At 36.4% G+C, this 4,576-nt stretch carries 4 protein-coding genes; 1 reads left to right on the top strand and 3 read right to left on the bottom strand.

The features are described from left to right. Nucleotides 1-133 precede the first annotated feature (133 nt). The 3 genes from IQ226_RS24345 to IQ226_RS24335 all read right to left on the bottom strand — a co-directional run bounded on the left by IQ226_RS24345 (nucleotide 134) and on the right by IQ226_RS24335 (nucleotide 3,643). Nucleotides 134-691, bottom strand: a complete 558-nt coding sequence (locus IQ226_RS24345; RefSeq protein ID WP_193899671.1) for an Rpn family recombination-promoting nuclease/putative transposase — start codon at nucleotides 689-691, stop codon at nucleotides 134-136. Between the two features lie 137 nt (nucleotides 692-828). Further along, nucleotides 829-1,854, bottom strand: coding sequence for an ABC transporter permease (locus tag IQ226_RS24340; RefSeq protein ID WP_193899669.1), 1,026 nt, complete (start codon nucleotides 1,852-1,854; stop codon nucleotides 829-831). Between the two features lie 175 nt (nucleotides 1,855-2,029). Beyond that, nucleotides 2,030-3,643 (bottom strand): ABC transporter substrate-binding protein, encoded by a 1,614-nt coding sequence (locus IQ226_RS24335; RefSeq protein WP_228039654.1) that lies wholly within the window; start codon nucleotides 3,641-3,643, stop codon nucleotides 2,030-2,032. 243 nt (nucleotides 3,644-3,886) lie between these two features. Between IQ226_RS24335 and IQ226_RS24330 the strand changes: the two genes are divergently transcribed. Beyond that, nucleotides 3,887-4,462, top strand: coding sequence for a thioredoxin family protein (locus IQ226_RS24330; protein ID WP_193899665.1), 576 nt, complete (start codon nucleotides 3,887-3,889; stop codon nucleotides 4,460-4,462). Nucleotides 4,463-4,576 lie beyond the last annotated feature (114 nt).

Here is a 4,576-nt window from a genome sequence, read left to right as displayed (position 1 = left end):
CTGATTCTCTTGTATTTAAAAGTTTGCAAACCTTTACAGAGATAGAGTTTTCGGCTTTTATGGTTTAGATTTATCGGCATTAAATTTTGGTAATTTTAGTTGTGACCATAAAAGAGACGAAAGAGCCAACTTTTCAAACACCCTCTAACAATTCTAAGACTTTTTGTCTTTTACTGGCATCTGCTAATTGTTGTCGAGATTTTTGGATTAACTGCCTTGTATGCTCAATAGCAGTTTCCTCTTTTTCCACTACTAGCTGTACCATTCCCAGTCCTATTGAATTATCGGTTGTTACCTCCAACTCATCCAAATAAATAAACGTGATTTGCTGACTCATTAGCAAACCCCGATACTGCATTGGTACACCAGGATCTAAACTACGTTTAGCAAAAATGGCTACTGCGTGAAAATCATTCTTTGGTTGATATTGATTCAGATAAACAAAGATTTCGGTAAATAACCGCCAGTAAAAATCCGCTTTCGGTTGAAATTGAACTTCTACAAAGTAAATCGGTTGTTCAGGTATTTCTGAATCAGGTATAAATAAACCATCAAAGCGAAATGCTAGTTCCTTAATTTCTACAGATGTGAATTGATATGCTTCCGCTTCTGTGGCTGGCTTGCCAATCAGTTCAAAAAGGATACTAGGTAATGTCTGAAATAGTTGATAGAATATAGTATCTGTTTTCACAAGAATGATGTTCTTTTACATGAGTTTAAAAAGTAGCGATCTAAAATTTTTTTGACAAAGTTATCAGTCCAGCTAATCACTTTCTATTAGCACTATATGGTGTATGGCGTTAGCCATGCTAAAATCATACTCCTTTTTTAATATCTAATTCTTGGATCTACATAAGCATTGAGAATATCAATCAAAATGCTTGCACTGACAACAATTGCCCCAAAAAATACTAACACACCCTGGACGGTAGGATAATCTCGGTCGGAAATAGCTTGGTATAAACGATTTGCTAACCCTGGCCAGGAAAATGTCACTTCTGTTAAAATTGCTCCACCTAATAAGGAAGCAAATGTTAGTCCTAAGACCGTAATTACAGGAATTAAGGCATTCTTCAAAGCATGGGAAACTAATATCTTACTTTCAGAAATTCCTCTCGCTCTAGCCGCTTCTACATAATCGGCTTTTAAGGTTTGTTTTAAGTTAACTCTGACAATGCGTTCAAAAATGCCACTGAGCAAAATTCCTAAAGTTAAACTTGGTAAAGCTAAATGATGTAAAGATGTGAAAAACTGACTTAAATTTCCAGCTAATAAACTATCAATTGTATATAAACCAGTAATATTTGTAGGTGCAGGAAGATTGGGCGGAAACCGATTGGAATTGGGAAACCAACCCAATTGAACTGAAAAAACTAATTGTAATAACATACCTGCCCAAAACATCGGTAGTGCGTAGGTAATAATCCCAAATAAGCGCCCACCAATATCAAAACCAGTTCCCGGACGAGAAGCGGAAATAGTTCCCACTAAAACGCCGACAATCAGCGCCACAGCCATACTCGCAAATGCTAATTCTACTGTGGCTGGAAAATATTGACTAATTATTTCCCCTATATTTTGCCCGCGACTGGTTAAGGAAGTTCCTAAATCAAAGCGTAGTAAATTACCTAAATAATTGAGATATTGTAACCAAATTGGTAAGTCTAAACCAAGTTGTTTTCTTAATTCTTCTTTTGCACTTTCTGGCGCTCTTCCTCCCAGAATTGCATCTGCTGGATCTCCTGGGGTGGCTCTAAGTAAAATAAAAACAATGGTGATAATAGTTAATAGTTGCAGTGGCGCAAATAATAACCGGGAAACTATGTAATACTGTAATGCTTTAGAACGGGACATATTTTATCAGGAGTTCAGGAGTTCAGGAGTTCAGGAGTTCAGGAGTTCAGGAGTTCAGGAGTCAGGATGAAGAATGAAGAATGAAGAATGAAGAATGAAGAATGAAAGAAAACTTCTCTCTATCTCCTATTAACTGTCACCTGTCACCTGTCACCTGTCACCTGTCACCTATTCCCTACTTTTTAATTGTTTTGTAAATCAGGTTTTGGGTGGGATCAAGATTGACATTGGCTACGCCTTTTTGAGCAAATACAAAATCTTTGCTTTGCCATAAAGGAATGTAGGGAACATCAGTTAATACTTGGGTTTGAATGTCGGCAAATATTTTTTTCCGAGTTTCAGGATTTTGTTCTTTACGTTGTTGATCTATGAGTTTGTTCATAGCTTCACTATAATAGAATGACCCCTGAGTTTGACTACCGCCGGTTTCACAACCTTTAGCAACTGAACCTTTTTCACAGGCTAAAAATGGCTGTACGTAGTTATCTGGATCTAAAAAGTCTGGATACCAATTAGTTAAGGTACTGGGATATAAACCTTTGGAAATTTCTTTATAGAAAGTTGCACCTTCGACGGTTTTAACTTCAAATTGCAAAATACCATCCATTTTAGTATCAGCGAGGGATTTTAAGGTTTGGGCGACTAAACTCCGAGTCATTGAACTTGCAGGATACCAAATTTGCACTTTTGCTGGATTTTCTTTGGAGAAACCAGCAGCGACTAAGGATTTTTTGGCTTCTTCAAATTTACCATCACCATATTTATCTTGAAACAATGGTTGGGAAACGTTGAAGGTGGTGGGAATCATGCTGTAAAGAGGATCAGCCTGTGATAATAATACCCGATCATTTAATAATTTACGATCAATTAATGATGCGATCGCTTGTCTCACCTCTACTTTATCTAAAGGTTTTTGATTGCGATTTAAAGTCATATAAGTAACTACACTACCTTGAGCAGATATAGCTTGCCAATCTCCCTTTTTGGCACTGGCTTCTAAACTCTGAATTTGATCCGGTTGTAAGGATAGATAAGCCACGTCTATCGCTCCAGTTTTAAAGGCATTAAATAAGTTAACTGGACTGGTTTGAATTTGGACATTTACACCCTTATTTTCGGGTTTTGTTCCCCAATATTTATCAAATACATCAAACTTTAAGGAATCAGTTCCATATTTGGCTAATTTGTAAGCACCAGTTCCTACAAAAATATTTGGTTTAAATTTTCCCGCCCCAATTTCATAGGATTTTGGTGAAACCGCACAGACTCCAGAAAATGCTAACAAGGAAGGAAAAGCTGCAAAGGGTTTTTTCAGTTTAATTGTTAATTCATACTCTCCGGTGGCTTTAACTAAGGCTACGGTATCGGAAAGTAGGAAGGATGGTTTACCTTTGTTTTCGATGAAGCGTTGTAGACTAAACTCCATTGCTTTGGCATTGAAGGGAGTATCATCATGAAATAGGACTCCTTGGCGAATAGGAATGGTATAGGTTAAACCATCTGCACTCACTTTTGGTAATGCTGTTGCCAACTGTGGTTTAATTTCTGTACTACCTGGTTCATAAGTGTACAGGCGATCGCTCATATTAAATACTAAACTCAAAGATCCCAATTCATACGCATCAGCAGGATCAAGAGTTCTTGGCTTTTCCGTTGTCCCTACGGTAATCCGACCATCACCCGCAGTAGTATTTACAGCACTAGACTGTGGTGTATTTGTTTGCTGTTTAGGAGTACAACTAACGACCAATAATAGACAAAGACAGAACAAAGATAGGAATTTTGTCATCCTACCCCATTGTTTCATTCGCAAGGAACACCAAGTGATCATTATTAAAATTTTTTCAATCAACGGTCAGTCATTATAGCAGGGAACAGGGAATATTGATCTTTTTTCCATAACTTAATTACATAATTCATAAGATACTCAAATTTTTTAATAAGTTATGTATTTGAATTTGGTAATTTTCCTAAATCAAGATGGATTATTCTATTATTAGAAAAAATCCTGATCAAAACATTAAAAAACATTATGGTTTTAACAGCTTCCACGATGTTGCCTCTAGGCACGAAAGCACCAGATTTTCATCTACCAGAAGTAGTATCTGGAAAAATAATTTCTCTTGATAATTTTGCCGATAAAAAGGCATTATTAATCATGTTTATTTGTCGTCATTGCCCATTTGTTAAGCATATTCAACAAGAATTAGCCAAATTAGATCAAGATTACAGCAACAGTGATTTAGGGATTATTGCCATTAGTGCTAATGATGCTCAAAATTATCCTAATGATGCCCCAGAATCATTAAAAGAAATGTGTATAGAATTGGGTTTTGATTTTACTTTCTGTTACGACGAAACTCAAGCAACAGCAAAAGCTTATACAGCAGCTTGTACACCAGATTTCTTTCTATTTGATGGCGACAGAAAACTCGTTTATCGCGGACAATTAGATGATAGTCGTCCTAGCAATAATCAACCTGTAACAGGTAAAGATTTAAGGGCAGCTATTACCGCAGTTTTAAATAATCAACCTGTGACAAGTGAACAAAAGCCGAGTATTGGTTGCAATATCAAATGGAAAGTAGGTAATGAACCTAATTATTAGTCATTAGTCATTAGTCATTAGTCATTAGTCATTGGTAATTGGTAATTGGTAATTGGTAATTGGTAAAACTCTTACCCTGTCTGTTATACACATCTTACGCTGCCGACGAGATTA

This window comes from Dolichospermum sp. LEGE 00240, from assembly GCF_015207875.1.
Classification (GTDB): domain Bacteria; phylum Cyanobacteriota; class Cyanobacteriia; order Cyanobacteriales; family Nostocaceae; genus Dolichospermum; species Dolichospermum gracile.
The sequence above is the reverse complement of the archived record's forward strand: the minus strand, read 5'-3'. Positions and strand labels throughout refer to the sequence as shown.